Annotated in this window: 13 protein-coding genes; 4 read left to right on the top strand and 9 right to left on the bottom strand. The window is 53.6% G+C overall.

What is annotated here, in order from left to right:
- Positions 1–67: 67 nt before the first annotated feature.
- Complete coding sequence (locus VMS83_RS07805) at positions 68–1,384, bottom strand: PKD domain-containing protein (protein WP_325411520.1); 1,317 nt, start codon at positions 1,382–1,384, stop codon at positions 68–70.
- A 138-nt stretch (positions 1,385–1,522) separates the two neighbouring features.
- Here VMS83_RS07805 and VMS83_RS07800 point away from each other — a divergent pair, with 138 nt between their 5' ends.
- Positions 1,523–2,158, top strand: coding sequence for a hypothetical protein (locus VMS83_RS07800; RefSeq protein WP_325411518.1), 636 nt, complete (start codon positions 1,523–1,525; stop codon positions 2,156–2,158).
- A 213-nt stretch (positions 2,159–2,371) separates the two neighbouring features.
- On the opposite strand, the gene VMS83_RS07795 is transcribed toward VMS83_RS07800, so the two are convergent.
- The 7 genes from VMS83_RS07795 to VMS83_RS07765 form a co-directional block, all read right to left on the bottom strand.
- Entirely contained in the window at positions 2,372–4,417 is a 2,046-nt protein-coding gene (locus VMS83_RS07795) for a PKD domain-containing protein (RefSeq protein WP_325411516.1), read from the bottom strand.
- A 290-nt stretch (positions 4,418–4,707) separates the two neighbouring features.
- Entirely contained in the window at positions 4,708–7,230 is a 2,523-nt protein-coding gene (pstA, locus tag VMS83_RS07790) for a phosphate ABC transporter permease PstA (protein ID WP_325411515.1), read from the bottom strand.
- Position 7,231: 1 nt separating this feature from the next.
- Positions 7,232–8,140: a phosphate ABC transporter permease subunit PstC gene (pstC, locus tag VMS83_RS07785; protein WP_325411514.1), complete on the bottom strand. Its 909-nt coding sequence runs from the start codon at positions 8,138–8,140 to the stop codon at positions 7,232–7,234.
- Positions 8,141–8,171: 31 nt separating this feature from the next.
- On the bottom strand, positions 8,172–9,179 hold the full coding sequence (locus VMS83_RS07780) for a substrate-binding domain-containing protein (protein WP_325411513.1): 1,008 nt from the start codon (positions 9,177–9,179) through the stop codon (positions 8,172–8,174).
- Between the two features lie 471 nt (positions 9,180–9,650).
- Positions 9,651–10,466 (bottom strand): exodeoxyribonuclease III, encoded by an 816-nt coding sequence (locus VMS83_RS07775; protein ID WP_325411512.1) that lies wholly within the window; start codon positions 10,464–10,466, stop codon positions 9,651–9,653.
- Positions 10,467–10,557: 91 nt separating this feature from the next.
- Complete coding sequence (locus VMS83_RS07770; protein WP_325411511.1) at positions 10,558–10,887, bottom strand: hypothetical protein; 330 nt, start codon at positions 10,885–10,887, stop codon at positions 10,558–10,560.
- A gap of 85 nt (positions 10,888–10,972) precedes the next feature.
- Complete coding sequence (locus tag VMS83_RS07765) at positions 10,973–11,656, bottom strand: hypothetical protein (RefSeq protein ID WP_325411509.1); 684 nt, start codon at positions 11,654–11,656, stop codon at positions 10,973–10,975.
- Positions 11,657–11,889: 233 nt separating this feature from the next.
- On the opposite strand from VMS83_RS07765, the gene VMS83_RS07760 reads away from it, so the two are divergent.
- Entirely contained in the window at positions 11,890–12,252 is a 363-nt protein-coding gene (locus VMS83_RS07760) for a DUF5658 family protein (protein ID WP_325411507.1), read from the top strand.
- On the top strand, positions 12,249–12,437 hold the full coding sequence (locus tag VMS83_RS07755; protein ID WP_325411505.1) for a hypothetical protein: 189 nt from the start codon (positions 12,249–12,251) through the stop codon (positions 12,435–12,437). Before VMS83_RS07760 ends, VMS83_RS07755 begins: the two co-directional genes overlap by 4 nt.
- A gap of 348 nt (positions 12,438–12,785) precedes the next feature.
- Here VMS83_RS07755 and VMS83_RS07750 read toward each other — a convergent pair whose 3' ends face one another.
- A complete protein-coding gene (locus VMS83_RS07750; RefSeq protein WP_325411503.1) occupies positions 12,786–13,232 on the bottom strand; it encodes a hypothetical protein in 447 nt (148 codons plus the stop codon).
- Between the two features lie 251 nt (positions 13,233–13,483).
- On the opposite strand from VMS83_RS07750, the gene VMS83_RS07745 reads away from it, so the two are divergent.
- Positions 13,484–14,095: a hypothetical protein gene (locus VMS83_RS07745; protein WP_325411501.1), complete on the top strand. Its 612-nt coding sequence runs from the start codon at positions 13,484–13,486 to the stop codon at positions 14,093–14,095.
- Positions 14,096–14,110 lie beyond the last annotated feature (15 nt).

The raw sequence follows: 14,110 nt of genomic DNA, 5'->3' as shown, positions 1-14,110 counted from the left end.
GTTAGGGTATCCCCGGAGTCATCATCGAAAAAAAAGGAGGAAATCCTCCCCGAAGCAGATTTGGACGTCATGATATGGTGATATATGCGGTCTTGTTCAGCCAGACGGTTCCCTGGGAATTTGTCGCGGAATGGCTCACGGCGTACGCGCCCGAGCGGGCATACTGGTGTGAAGGGCTTTTCTGGGTGCTGGAAAACCCGTCACCAAAGTCCCAGTACCAGGATGAGGGGGCAGGGAATCCGGCACTCTGGTCGCTGAAAAGGACCGATGTTCCCGGCGTACCGGAGAGCGGAGCTGCCGTAAAAGATACCACAGGAAGTGAATAGGTGGTTATGCTTTGCGAGGGTGCAGTAATCCATCCGTTAAACCCGTTTGTGGCACTGAAATTCACCTCGTAAACGCCGGCGCCGGAGTACGTATGGACGGGGTTCTGGAGAGTGGATGTGCTCCCGTCCCCGAAGTTCCAGGACCAGGACGTCGGCTGGTCCGTCGAAGTGTCGGTGAACTGCACTGCAAGAGGCGCAAGGCCGGCGGTCTGGTTTGCGGTAAACGATGCAGAAAGCGACGAGACCGATATCCCGGTGGTATTCCCGCAGGAGCCGAGCCTGTTTGTCGCGCTCAGACTGACCGTATACGATCCCGCAATCGTGAAGGAGTGGACGGGGTTCTGGAGGGTGGACGTGCTCCCGTCCCCGAAGTTCCAGGACCAGGATGTCGGCTGATCCGTCGAAGTGTCGGTGAACTGCACTGCAAGAGGCGCCGGGCCGGTGGTCTGGTTCGTGGCAAACGATGCAACCAGGGGGCAGACAGAGACCGTTGCCGAGGAACTGGCAGCGCCTGCGCTGTTGGTGACGCTCCGTGTCACCGTATAGATCCCGTACCGGGTAAACACGAGGACAATGGAGGGGTCACTATTGAAGGTGAGGTTCCCGCCCGGTGCCCAGCTCCACATATATGAATACGGGGGCGTATTTACCGAGGCATCAGTGAACTGGACGGCAACGTCCGGGTCCTGTTTCACGTACGCCATCGTCATGTTGGCCGCTATCGCGCTGACCGGTGCCGTTACCGTGCCGGAACCGGAGGTCGTGTCATTGTTCACCCCGTTGGTACACGTTTGCCCGGTACAGGCTATAGTCACCTCCGTGAGGGTTGTATTTACCTGGGCGCCCATGATATTGGCGGGAGCGGTATTCGTGGTGACCGGGAGGAGTGGAGCAGCGGCATTTGTGGACAGGGGCGTTGTTTCTCCTGCAACATACGCAGCGGGAAGAGTTGGCGTTTCGCCGGTTGTCGTGTTGGATCCGGGGGTAGTACCGGTACACCCGCATGCCCCGATCAGCAGCAGGATAAAACAGCATACTAGCGTTCCCGCATTATCCATATTTTTATTTAATTTACTATAGTCTTAAACTATTCTATTTTCAAAAAACATAATTTATGATACCTTGCCTTTGAAAGTTCTATATTGTGCTTAAATCATGACGAAAGATTCAAGAAAACTGCATCACTATAGTTAGTGATGAAGGATCAATCCCGTGCGTTTTTCTGCCTTGCTCTTCTGACGGTATGCGTCCTTCTGGCTGCAGGATGCACGACCCCACGGATGGGCGACACGCATAACACGACCATCGTTATCCAGGATTATAACCAGTGGGCGGCTCAGCAGAATGCCTCTTCGGCACAGGTCAAAACATCCCTTGCGCAGCTGGGGAGTACTCTTGATGCCTATAACCGGGATACCGCCGGCAGCTCCCCTGATCCGGCAACCCTGCGGGGGGATGTGGCTGCAGACCAGCAGGCCATCGGCCAGTGGGGCGCGGCCATCCAGGCACTCCAGAGTGCCACCGGTACGTTCTCTTCTGACACATCTGCTCTTGAGTTTGGAAGCGATGGCGAGACCCCCCATCTTGCCGGCCTGCTGGCACAGGAGATGAAGATCTACACGATCCAGATGGGGAACGCCCAGCAGCACTTTGTCGATTATACCCAGGATATGAGCACATACCTCTCCGTGGACGATCCTGATTACCGGGATGACGCGATGCGCACGGCGGCCATGGACGCAAAGGCCCAGGCCATCTCTTCACTTGACCAGAGCGATTTAACCCTCTCCAATATTACGGCAACTGCGCAGCTGCTCCAGCAGCGCCAGTAACCGGCCTCTTTTCTTTCCGTGCATTCCCTGCGCACCCGGTATGGTGGGTCCGGCCCGATCACGGAACTTATCCGATAGAGTTCCAGCCCGGGCAGTCACGGGCTGCCACAGGAGGGCGCAGGTACACCAACAAAAAATGTATTTTCGCGACACTCACCCAATGCCCCGTCATCGGCCGGAGGTCACGGGATTTCCCTCCATGAACCCGCAAAGTCACTGGAGAATCCAGTCCTGGACCGTCTGGTTCATGCCACCTTCGATATAGGTGGTATTCGGCCCCGAGATCAGGGAGAGGGTTCCTCCCTCGTTCAGGCCGAGACTGTAGATACGGATCCAGGCATTGTCCAGGCTGGAGAGGTACGGCTGCCCGTTGATCTCCTCGTAGGTCTGGGCTGAATCAGGTGAGAAGTAATAGGTAAGCCCGGTCTGGAACTGCGTCATGGACGGGACATAGATGCTCGTTATCTCTCCCTTGTCCAGCAGATCGCCATTGACATACACCGCCATATCGGGGAAGGTAAAGGTGAGGATCCGCATGCTGTCGATCGTGATATCGCCCTGCTGGTTGCTGTCGGCTACAATCCGGACAATGTCTCCTTTCCGGAGGATGTGATACGTCCCGTTGATGGTGAGAGCGGCCGGCGTATTACTGACCATGAACTGCAGGCTTGAGCCCTGTTCGATATGCCCGGGTTTTCCGGTTTTTATCACGATATCATTGGTGGTAATGTTATACGGTGCAGAGACTTCGATATACCCCGCCCTGAGAAGATCGCTGCTCCCATAGATGTTGTTCGCCGTCAGCCAGACATTATAGATCCCTTGGTCAGTAAAGGTGATCACCGGGTTCTGGTCGCCGGAGGTAGCATAGGGGACGGTACCGATGGTCAAAAACGAAATGTTTGTGACCTCCTGGAATGTCCAGTTCCATGAGGTTGGTGAACCGGAAGACAGGTCGGTGAACCGGACCGTAAGCGGGGCAGTACCGGAAATGGGCTGTGCAGAAAAATTGGCGACAAGCCGGGGAGGGGTGACAATCACTTCACTCTGGATGGTCGCGGTATCGCTCTGGTCCTGAGTCTCTACAGTGAGGGAGACATCGTACACTCCCGGAGCGGAATAGAGGTGGGTCGGGTTCTGGTCACGGGAGCTGGTACCATCACCGAAATCCCAGGACCATGAATCCGGCGCTCCGGCGGAGCGATCCATAAACGAGACATTGAGCGGGGCATCACCTTCGGTGGCGGATGTGGCAATAAAACCTGCAATCAGGGCAGGGGAAACCGAGAAACTGCTGGCAGACCCCCCATAATACCCGGGGCCGGCAACGATCGTCAGGTCATTGCGGGGATTCTGGGTGTCCTGGGAAACGACGATATAGGAATTGTCCGGCCCGGCAAGGATCCTGCTGCCGTTGACCTGGACCTGGCGGACCTCCCCGTAGGTCGGTTCTATGGCAAACGTCAGGTTGGCATGGTACTCGCTGACGGAGGGGACAAGGCAGTCCGAAAAACTTCCCCGGGCGGCCTGTGCCCCGTTCACAAAGAGGGTGGCGTCAGCAAGACTGCACCCGAGAATGTTGGTGCTCCGCAGGGAAAGGGTCCCGGTCGTGTCCGCGTTGGCACGGATCTTTACCCGGGATCCTGACGGCAGGGTGGTCTTTACCCCGTTGACGGTGACAGAGGAGGTATCGTCAGCAGAGACAAAGGATAAAAATGAGCCTTTTTTGATGACCCCGTTGCGGATCGTATCAACCAGTACCGGCATCTCTGCAGACTGCCGGGTGTCAAGGACATCGTACGCCGTTACCGTCCTCGTGGCGCCATCTCCCCGGCTTACTATCAGCGTCGCATTATAGGTGCCCGGCACTGCGTAGTGGTGAACGGGAGACGGAAGACTCGAGGAAGAGTTGTCTCCAAAGTCCCAGGTCCACCCCGAGGGATTTCCCCTGCTTAAGTCAAAGAACTGTACGGTCAGGGGATCGGACTGGTTTACGGGTGCAGCGAGGAAGTCAGCGATAAGAGGGGGTGAAAGCGGCGTGGAAAGGGCGGTGTCTGCACCATTAAGAGAGGTGAGCGGGGCAGCGGTCACCCGCGGTTCAAAGAAGTGAGGGATTGTCCCTGGCGAGGGGAGGATGTGGAGGTACATCCCCAAAATAAGGAGGAGGATCACTACCCCGGTACCAAGAAGGAGCCGGGCCTTTTTGTTGAGGCGGGGGAGACGGATCTTCTTTGTATTCAATGGGATTTTTATCTTCATGCCCCCTCCTCACTCTTCAGCAACGGCGCACAAAACGGGAACCGGTTCTTCCTTGAAAAAAAGTCCCCGGTCTGCCATGATGTAATAACCCTGCCATCTCCCTGTGGTTGCATCAGAATCCGGTTGGTATCACACTGTACGTGGCCTGCTGAAATATATCTTTTGAATTTAGAATATAGAGTGCAATATACTCACGCCCGGGTTTGCATTCTGTACTGCTCACTACGGGCACTTCACAGGTGCCTGCCCTGAATCTTAGTGGTGTCTTTACCTGGTGGCCACCTCGTCCCCTATTTCCCCAGCCGCCACCGGGTCGGGCTGAAACTGTTGAAGGAAGTCTGGAGATAGGTATCTTTAAGGTCTGCAGCCACGGTTGCGGGAACCTCGTAGATCAGGTACCCGTCAATGGCGTTGCTGCGGCCCGGGTTGAGGAAGTATCCCTGGCCGTTCGTATCGGGAGGGGATGGGGGTATCAGTGCACTGTTGGTGCTGGTGTAGTTAGTTACTACTGTCTGGTTCTCGCCAAAAACATTGTAACCGGTCAGGTAGGCATAATCACGCTTCTGCTCTCCGATCTCGCGGATCCACTGGTAGGGCAGCTTGTCAAAGTTGTCAGAATAATAATTGATCTCGTTCTGGCTCAGGACAGACGTGTCGAAATAAATGTTGTGGGTATAGACCTGGCCATTGTTCGTGAGAAAGAACTCGTCAGCGGAAGGGACGATCGCACTCATGTTGCCGGTATTTTCAATCCGTATGTAAGTGACAAGAAAAACATCGCCGGATTGGACAGGGGTCTGCTGGACAAACCGGTTCCAGTCCATATCCCACCAGAAGTAGAACGGGAGGACCTGCACGTTATACACCGTGGCTAAGCACGGCCGGTAATTGTCGCCATACCAGTACGATTCGCCGACATCGAGCGCGAATTTGACCGGGACCGCCGGGGCCTGGCCGGGAGGGGTCGCTGCCAGCGCAGGTGCTGGCGTGGCTGCAGGTGCGGGAGTACCGGTGGTTGCAGGAGCCGGAGAGCCTGCATCGCCGCTGTTCTGCTGGGCAAGGAATGCCGCCAGTCGTGCCTGCCGGTCGGATGAATCTGTGGCGTTCGCGGCGGCCGGGGATCCTGAAAGATGCAGGAGACCGGAAAGACCGGATCCGGCTCCTGAATCCCCGGCCGGGATAAAGAGATGGGCAGAAAAGAGACCTGCCCCGCCCAGGACAATGAGGATTCCGAGAGCGATCGCGGCGACCCTAGACCGCCGGTTACGTATGCGAACCTTTGCCAGCTTCAACAAAAAGAGGGCCCCCAGCGAACCGATACTACAAAGAGTGAGCGCCGCAAGAGAGACGAACAGGATGCCGGTTATACCGTTCGATCCTCCTGCAGTGGCACCGGGCAGGACAAAGGTCAAAACCAGCAGGAGCACTGCAACGAGTATGAAAGGAGCAAGAGTGAAAAGGAAGGGAAGAAGGTTTAACCGGGACTGCGGCTTTTCTTTTTGGGGAACCGGTGGTTCCGGTTGCCGGGGTGAGGCCGGTGCGGACAGATTCTGGCGGATTTTCTGGAGCCGGGTACGGATACCCATCCTCCTGAGTGACCATAAGGACAGCTTAGGGATGAGGGCAGATCTCCGGGCATCCTCTCCAGATTGAACTGCCGGGGGAGCAATCCCTTGAGCCGGCAGAGGTGTACCTGTTAAAATATCTCCAGAAAGAGGAGGAGAAGAGGCCGATCCGGGTGGAACTGTACCATATCCACCGGATTCCCCGTCGCCCCATAAGAGTTCAGGTTTTTCGACTTCCGGTACGCTCGGGGTCCCGGTTTTTGCAGCATTACTATCATAGCATGCCCTGTTTCTTTGATGTATGGACAGCTTTTCCATCAGCTCCGATATCAACGAATCGTCTCTAGGACCGGTCCAAGTATACTTGGCGGTAATTGTTCTTGCAACGATGTTGATCACAAGAACAATACAGACAAGCACAAAAGCAGCGGCAAACCCGTTTGCCATGGGGACGATATTTGCATGTTCGTAAGCCTGGTAAACTGATAAAGGAAGGGTAGCGACAAGATCCTGGAGGGGAAATATTTGTATCCCCAGAAACATTTTCGGGTTTGTCTTAATAGCAAATTCAGGCATAAACTGAGTGTACCCGGCGGTGAGGAGCACGACCGCAGACTCTTCTGCCGCCCGTCCGAAGCCAAGGACAATCCCGGTAATAATCCCGGAGAGTGCTGCCGGTACCGTGACAAGGCTGATGGTCTGCCATTTGGTGGCCCCCAGCGCATAACTGCCCTCTTCCAGATCTCCCGGAATCGCTGCTATTGCCTCTTCTGCCCCACGCTCTATGACCGGCACGATCAGGATTGCAAGCCCCATAGCCCCGGCTATCAGGGATAACCCTCCCGTGAAGGGTTTCAGGTATATCACAAGGATGAGGAACCCGAAGATCCCGATCACGATGGAGGGGGTTCCGGACAGCACTTCGATGAAGAACCGAAGCGTGTCCGTGAACCTGTTTTTTTTGGCGTACTTCGCAAGGTATACAGCCGTGCCGAAAGCGAACGGCGTTGCTACCAGGGTTGCAAGAACGGAGATCAGGATGGTGCCGGCGATGGCGTTGCCGATTGCACCGTCAGCGATTCGCAATGCCGATTCCGGCAGGATAATAAAGTTCAGGCTCAGCACCGGCAGGGCACCGATGAAGAGGTACCCAAGGATGACAAACAGGAGAGCCGCTGAGGCAATTGTTGTACTAAGACAGAGATATCCTACGAGGCGATCTATTACGAGCCGACGGGAAAACGTCATGTTACTGCTGCCCAGAAATTCTTTTGCTCACCAGCCGGATGAGCGCGACAAAACCGATCTCCATGGCAAAGAGGACGATTGCCATGGCAAAGATTGCTGACCGCGTTCCCGGGAACATGAGGTAATAGGATGAGTCTGAAAGGATCTTAGATGTGATCGTATAACCCTGGTCAAGGATCGAAGTTGGTACATGCATGACCCCCCCAATCAGCATGACCACTGCCATGGTTTCACCCATGGCACGCATAGCACCAAGCACGATCGAGGTGATAATGCCGGACGCTCCTGCAGGAATGACAACATTTTTGATCGTTTCCCAGCGGGTGGCCCCCAGCGCAAACGAACCCTCTCGATACTCGGCAGGAACGGCCCGAAGAGATTCATGGGAAAGAGCGATCACGGTTGGAAGGATCATGATCGAGAGAACAGTTGCCGCAAGGAGATACCCCTCTCCGGTAATGGGGCTGACATTTTGGAACAGGGGAATGAACCCGAGCAGCGATCCGATGTCAGGATTGATAACGGTCCTGAAGACCGGTTCAAGGAGGAAGAAACCGAAAATACCATACACAACCGAAGGGATCCCGACCAACAATTCGATGAGCGGGCGCAGGGTTTTTTCAACTGCGGGTTGTGCGTATTCTGATAGATAGATAGCCGTCAGGATGCCTACCGGTGCGGAAATGGCAAGTGTCAGGACGGTCAGAAAGAGCGTCCCGGTGATCAGGATCAGCATCCCATACTGGTGGGTATTATAGTCCCATACCGAGCCGAGAATAAGATTGAGGCCGGACATCTGGATCGCGGGTACCGCTGTGACCAGAATAAACCCGAAGATCAGGGCGACTGCAACGATCACTGATGATGCGCAGAGAAGAAAGAGCCACTGCGGATCACGGCTGAGGTTCATGGAAAAAAAGAGAGTTAGGAGATCATCAGTCTTACAGGGTCACGACATCGGAAGCGTGCACGAGGTTGATGCTGTGGAACTGTCCTGCTTCGCTGGGTGACGTAGTGAACTGGATGATGCTGTTCTCAAGTGCGCTGGGCTGGCCGTTGGTCAGGAGCTCGAGCGGGCGGACTGCGCCAACCGGGAAGGTTGAGGCAATGCCGTTCTTTGCGTCCCGGACATCCTTGTAGGTATAGGTCGTTGTGACGCTACCTGTCTTGCCGCCGCCGATGTTGTCCCACGGGAGGTAGATATAGCCGGTTGCAGTCAGAGCGTAGTCAAGGTCAGTGAACCCCAGGGCGCCTACGTGACCCTTGACTTCAGTGTTCATGTCACCATTGCCATTCTTGGCAACTGCATTGTTGGTGGTGGTGGTGTAGATTGCACCGGATGCAAGGCCGATGTACGAGCCGAAGCTGTCAGCGGTACCGGAGACATCGGAGCGTGTGACGATTTCTGTCGGGACAAGACCGTTCATTCCGTTCTGCGCATGGTAGGTTGCTCCAGTAGTGTAGAATCCCTTGAGATCGGATACGTTTGCAACATAGGTGCTTGGGGTAGTGCCGTTGTTGTAGATTGCGACGACGCCGCCATACCCAACGACATACTGCTTAACGGTCGGGTATGCTGCGAGCTGGGCGGTGTCCATTGCCTGGGAGAACATGCCAATGTCGGCGATGCCCGAGGAAACTGACTGGAGACCTGCGCCCGATCCGCCACCCTGGACGGTGATCTTAACGCCGGGGTTTGCTGCCATGTAGTCAGCTGCAACAAGGTTCATTGCGGGCTGGATAGTGGTCGAACCTGCGAGGAGGACGTTGGTCGAGGACGCGGATGCGGCCTGGCCTGCACTTGCCTGCTTCGATACATCTGTTGAGAAAGTACCCATAATGGTACCTACGGCAACCGCACCGATCACTGCGACGACGATAAGGACGAGAGTCGCGACAATCGGAGAGACTGCCATCTCATTGTTCATGCGTTTCTTGTTTGCGTACATTACTGATTTCACCTTGGTGTTTGTGGATGGGATTTTACAAAGAAAACTTTTGCAGAGATTGATGGATTTGCCACGGAGTTCTGGTGAAGTTCATACATCCCCCACAGATGTCAATTCACCAATCAGAATATCGTCCCTTGACTATATATTTTTAGCGTTTTTGATATAGATTTAAGGCTTTTCAATATAGTGATCGCAATAGGATATAGTGAAAACAATTTTCCGGCGATAATCCGGGAAACCCCATAATGAAGACAGGAAACAGGCCAGATTGGTTTCGATCCTTGCAGTTCTGATATACTCTGTGAAGATCATGACAGGGCGTATTTTCTGTGTGGCCTGGTCCCGCCAGACAGATTTCCTCCGCGCTTCCAGCGGAATCTTATCCCCGTCGGTAACTGCAAAGAAAACACAGGGGCGAGACCATACGGTAAGACCATTCCAGAGGGGGTCATTTGTCCAAGCCGCGTATCATGATACGGCTTTCCCGGTCTCCGGGGACAATTCCGTATCCGGAATGTTCAGCTCGACCATGACCGGGCAGTGATCCGATCCCCTGACTTCGTTTAAGATAGCGGCATCTGAGATGTACGGACGCAGGCCCGGGCTGACAAAACAATAATCGATACGCCAGCCAAAATTCCGCTCCCGCGAATTGTTCTGGAACGGCCAGCGTGTATAGTGGCCGGGATCCTGATGGAAAATCCGGAATGTATCCGTAAACCCGAGGGCCAGAAGCTGATCGAGCCTGCTGCGCTCCTCCGGCGATACACCAATCTGGCGGACCGGTTTTTTGGGAGGATTATAGAGATCCCTGTTGGTGTGTGCCACGTTGAAATCCCCGCAGATAATAACCTCACGGCCCTTTTCGCGGAGTGACCGGACATACAGGAGGAAAGCGTCGAATAATTTCAGCTTGTTATCGAGGTTCCCCATGGGCCGTATGCCCAGGGGGATATGGATATTGAGCAGGACAAAACTGCCGTAATCGGCGACAAGGACACGACCCTTGTTGTCAAAATGGGGGTCACCGAAACCATACTGCACCGATCGCGGGCTGCTCCGGGAAAACAGACCGACACCGGCGGTACTACCCGACGGGACCGCGGAAAAAAAGGTGTGGTACCCGATCAGGTTCCGCACCCGTTCCGGAAGTTTTTCCCCGGATGCCTTGGTCTCCTGGACACAGACAAGATCCGGGTTGTGCCGGAAGACCGGCAGGAAATATTTCCTCTCGTAACACTCCCGCAGGCCGTTCACATTCCAGGAAAGGATGGTCAGTATCATACGCACTCTGTACAATTCTCAGGATCGGGCCCACGAAGCACAGGGCCGGGATAATGCAGCCAGAAGGCGATCATACCTGCATACCTTTCCGCTACGATTTTCTCTCATCTTTCAGTTCCCTGAGGACCTGTTTCATCTCCTCAGCATCTTTCCTGTACATTCGCTGGAGGATCTGCACCTGGCGATCCTGCCAGAGGCTGAATCCAAAGATAAGGACAAAAGATCCAATGGCGATCGACAGGGCCCCCCATTTTGCCGTATACGGCCAGGTCAGGAGGTTAAAACCATGATAGATAAACAGCGGCCCGGTGATCATCAGGACCGCTGCAGAGATCACATATACCAGGTTCTGGGACCTGAACTCTTCATCGCTCACGGGCCTGTCGTCAATGAGCAGTCTTCTGGGATCGGGTAATTTCATGTGCATATCACCTGTTCTTCTCCGCATACGGAGTTTTTGCAAAATTTTTGTCTGCTTTCATCTGTCAGCATCTCCTGCCGTGATTTCAGGTAAAATCACTGCTCAGCACTTTCAGCTCGGGATAGACCCGCTGCATCTCCTGCACAGCACTCTGTGCGTCTTTGAGATTCTCTGAAAATCCTGACGGATCATGGTTATGATCGGCGACGACTGCTTTCATGCATGCCGTGTCCGCGTCATCCGAGCTCTGGATAATCTCATCGACCCGTTCCAGTACCATCGCAATGGTAAAGCCTGAGTCGGTCGCCGGTGATGCACTTCCCTTTGCTGAAGCGAACTCTCCCCGCCCCCTGGTCATCTGACTTTCCCCGTTCGCAAATTCATCGCATACCGCCATCTTCTCCTTTGCCGTCAGCATCGTTGGCACTGAGGCAAGGTCGAAGAGCGCGGAAGTGCACCGGTCGTATCCGGCTACAAAGTCTGCCACCCCGGCCTGCCAGGATGAGGCATAGGCCTGGTTATCTGAATCGGTCGGTACCAGGTTCTTCGAATACCCCTGCACGCTGGTCTGCATGTACTCGTTCCCGGGCTTTGACACCTCCTTGTAGAAAACCTGAGATCCGAAAGCGAAGATGGACTGCGCATCGATCTCACTGCTGTTCTGATCTCCGGACGGTGAGGACAGCGGGTTTAAAGAAGGGGAAACGTACAGCGTGGTTGCAAGGAGAGCTCCGATAAGGATGCCGTATTTCAGGATGATCAGGTTCACGGCCGCACGACCCCGGGGAGGAGAGGACAGATCCGGCACGCCCGTGTGCCGACATCTATACTTAAGGTACAATCTCTATATTAAAAAGATATTGAATAAAGATTTTTTGTTTTTATTGAGGAAACCGGTATATCTATTTATAGGGAAACAGAAGATACTCATCTAACGAGCAACCACCCGGAGAATTCCCTCTGATGCAGTGCAAGACCCGGTCATCCCCTTTTAAATCTGCGATGCAGACGATATTTCCGGACAACATCGCCATTGACAGCCAATGGATGCTTTTTCTGACGTTTCTTGTCATCTTTGATGTCCTCTCCACAACACTGCTCCTCTGGAAAGGGGCCGGTGCGGGAGCAGCAACGGAAGCTAATCCCTTCATGGCATATATCGTTCACCAGCCCTTTCTCCACCTCGGCATCAAATTGCTGTTTGCCCTTTTTACGATCCTGGTGGCAAACATCATGGAACGTAATTACCGGGGTCTGGGCCTCCGGATTGTCCAGGTTGCCTGCATTCCTTACATGCTTGCTTTCACGATGAACCTGTTCTGGCTGACGTACTCAGACCAGCTGCTTATCCTTGCCCATGGATGACCAGCGATGCTCTTCGACAGGAGAGGATTTGCATCCCGGAAGGAGATGGACCCTCCCTGCATATCGTTCCCGATTTCAGGACTGCCCGGGAAGATACCGGTGATACGAACAGAAAAACAATAATGGATAAAACAGATGAATCCCTATTGGGGGTTATGCCGGTATCTTCTGTGCAGTTACCCTAAGAACCGCCAGATATACAATGACTATCCCCGCGAGAGTGGCGATAAACGGGAAAATAAGGTCAAAACTCCCGTAAACCGACAAACTCGCTACAGTAAGAAGGGTAAGACAGGCAGCGGCGGGAATTATTTTATGATTTAGCTTTTCCGGGTCTGTTTGTGTCTTGCTCACGGGTTGCTTCGCTCCTTCTTATTACGGGTCTGTGGTTCTGCATTGCCCGCACTGCCTGTCCGGGGGAGTAATCTGTACCATTCAGGATATATTCTTTTTGAATTTAAAATATAGGCATATATGATTAATATAGAGATAATAGAGGGAAAAATCCGTTCGTTTTCTGCGGGTTCTTAACCTTAAGGTACTGAACGTGCCTGACGCACAACAGAATATCCGAACAGGCAGAGTGCAATGATGACGGACAAAAATGACAGGGACATTATGCAGTTGGAGTACCACGCTGTTTTCATCTGCCACGACAACCCACCCAGAACGTGGATGATGCTCACCATCCCGATAAGGCCCACACCAAACGCGTAATAGCGGGTTTGTTTCAGGATATGGAGCACGGCATAGGATGCCCCGTAATAGAACAGGATGATCCCGATCAGGTAAATATCGAGGATATTGTGTGCGACAGCATAGCGCACAAGGAGGCTTGCTTCCCACTGGAGGATCATCTGGTTACTTCCCGCCAGGAAAAATGTCAGCGAATAATCGATAATTACTGCAAGCGGGGGAATAAGGGCAATGCAAGCCGGCGTATGGTAGATACGCTTCAAGAGGGTTGGGATGGTCTGCATGATGGATGCATCCCTGAGACTCACCCTTTTTTTGAAACGGTCTCTGTGGGGGATATCTGAATAATCTGCGGTCAAACTATTTATAATTCTCCAAAATAATGAGTTAAACTGGCTTATTGCGGGATCCAGTCGGATATATTTACTGAAATCGCATTCTTTGACCGATTGAGTCGTATTTTTCAATAGTGTTATTGATGATCCCGATCGTATCTTCAAAGCACTTATGAGAGGGAACATGCAAACGTAAGGTAATGGCACCCGTTCATGGCATGGATACATTTCCGGAAAAGAGCGTGATCCTGATCGAAGAGGATAACGGGCTTGCCAAAACGGTGTACGCCGAGTACATAGCCGCCGAAGCAGTTGGGAACGGAAAAGTGGTCAGGTATATCACCACGAGATCCGCTGATGATATCCTCAACGAGATGAAACGGATGCGGATTTTGCCTCCAAAAGATTTTCACGCGGAGGAGTTGCCTGCGGTTTCCCCAAACACACTCCTCGATCATCTCACCCTTCAGGGTATCGGGGATATCGTCATCGTGGACCAGTTCTCCCTGTATTTCCTTGATGCATCCCTTGCGGAGATCCGTGAAGCGATCTCCCGTATCGGAACAACAGCAAAATCCGGAAAAGTCTTTCTTTTGCTGATGGATCGCGGTCTTCTCCCGGAACGGCATGAGGCACTTCTGCGGGCCATGGCAGACGGTGTTATCCAGATTACCACGGTCACTGAAGGCGATAAGCTCAAGCGTTATCTCAATATCCCCAAGATGCAGGGAGCCCGGCTCCTTGAAAAGATGCTGCCGTTCACCGTCAGCGAGGACGGTTTCCTTATCGATACCCGTGAGCGACACGGATAAGGCATTATTCCCTTC

This window comes from Methanoregula sp., assembly GCF_035543475.1.
Classification (GTDB): Archaea; Halobacteriota; Methanomicrobia; order Methanomicrobiales; family Methanospirillaceae; genus Methanoregula.
The sequence above is the reverse complement of the archived record's forward strand: the minus strand, read 5'-3'. Positions and strand labels throughout refer to the sequence as shown.

Coding starts and splice junctions, on each gene's coding strand:
- VMS83_RS07805 (WP_325411520.1), bottom strand. CDS start 1,384: ATGGATAATGCGGGAACGCTAGTATGCTGTTTTATCCTGCTGCTGATC.
- VMS83_RS07800 (WP_325411518.1), top strand. CDS start 1,523: ATGAAGGATCAATCCCGTGCGTTTTTCTGCCTTGCTCTTCTGACGGTA.
- VMS83_RS07795 (WP_325411516.1), bottom strand. CDS start 4,417: ATGAAGATAAAAATCCCATTGAATACAAAGAAGATCCGTCTCCCCCGC.
- pstA (WP_325411515.1), bottom strand. CDS start 7,230: ATGACGTTTTCCCGTCGGCTCGTAATAGATCGCCTCGTAGGATATCTC.
- pstC (WP_325411514.1), bottom strand. CDS start 8,140: ATGAACCTCAGCCGTGATCCGCAGTGGCTCTTTCTTCTCTGCGCATCA.
- VMS83_RS07780 (WP_325411513.1), bottom strand. CDS start 9,179: ATGTACGCAAACAAGAAACGCATGAACAATGAGATGGCAGTCTCTCCG.
- VMS83_RS07775 (WP_325411512.1), bottom strand. CDS start 10,466: ATGATACTGACCATCCTTTCCTGGAATGTGAACGGCCTGCGGGAGTGT.
- VMS83_RS07770 (WP_325411511.1), bottom strand. CDS start 10,887: ATGAAATTACCCGATCCCAGAAGACTGCTCATTGACGACAGGCCCGTG.
- VMS83_RS07760 (WP_325411507.1), top strand. CDS start 11,890: ATGCAGACGATATTTCCGGACAACATCGCCATTGACAGCCAATGGATG.
- VMS83_RS07755 (WP_325411505.1), top strand. CDS start 12,249: ATGACCAGCGATGCTCTTCGACAGGAGAGGATTTGCATCCCGGAAGGA.
- VMS83_RS07750 (WP_325411503.1), bottom strand. CDS start 13,232: ATGCAGACCATCCCAACCCTCTTGAAGCGTATCTACCATACGCCGGCT.
- VMS83_RS07745 (WP_325411501.1), top strand. CDS start 13,484: ATGGCACCCGTTCATGGCATGGATACATTTCCGGAAAAGAGCGTGATC.